Origin of the sequence: Elstera litoralis (genome assembly GCF_000963705.1) — a bacterium.
In the GTDB taxonomy this organism is placed as follows: Bacteria; Pseudomonadota; Alphaproteobacteria; order Elsterales; family Elsteraceae; genus Elstera; species Elstera litoralis.
Map to the genome: position 1 here is coordinate 1 of NZ_LAJY01000809.1, position 641 is coordinate 641.

Sequence of the window (641 nt, forward strand, 5' to 3'; positions counted from 1 at the left end):
GGGATTCCTTGTTCCTGATATTCAAATTCGTTGGTTAGTGCATAAGCGCCAAAGCTTCTAACCTCTAATGCAATATCAGATATGCGAGCAGGATTATGCCGCAAGATGAGTTTGTCTGCGACCAAAGCCGCGCGCCCAAAGTACTGGCTATCTAATCTCTTATCACGATTGTCAGCCAAGACTTGAGATAAACTCAAGACCGTTGCCTCAAGCCCCTCCAACAAACCGCTTAAGCGGCCTTGGTCGAAGGGGCGTCCCGAAAAAAACTTAGCTTTTCCTTACGGGCAAATTCCTCGAAGGCTTCGGCGATACCATCCTCCGTCAGCCCATCGTGGTTGAACAGATCGTGCTCCACGATGAAGTGGCCGTGGCTGTCGCGCAAAAAACTTCCGTCGGGGTTTTTGCGATAGACCTTGCGGCCCGAGTTATCGACGCTCTCCACCTGCTGCGTGGCAAAGAAGATATCGTAGTCCTGCACCTTGGGGCACAATGGCCCGAGCGCTGCGTCATCGTTCCATTTCTGGACAAACAGCACGCTGGTCTTGGTGCCTGTGTGGGGCTTAAAGGTATTGGGATGCAACCCGACAACCGCGAGAATGCGGCAGCGTTCCATAATAAACTCGCGCGTCCGCTGGTCGGAG

General features: G+C 52.9%; 2 protein-coding genes. Both read right to left on the reverse strand.

From position 1 onward, the window contains the following. A partial coding sequence (locus tag VZ95_RS27655) for a hypothetical protein (protein WP_232302776.1) occupies positions 1-197 on the reverse strand: 197 nt, incomplete at its 3' end. A gap of 32 nt (positions 198-229) precedes the next feature. Continuing rightward, on the reverse strand, positions 230-641 hold a 412-nt coding region (locus VZ95_RS19920; RefSeq protein WP_232302777.1), incomplete at its 5' end, for a hypothetical protein.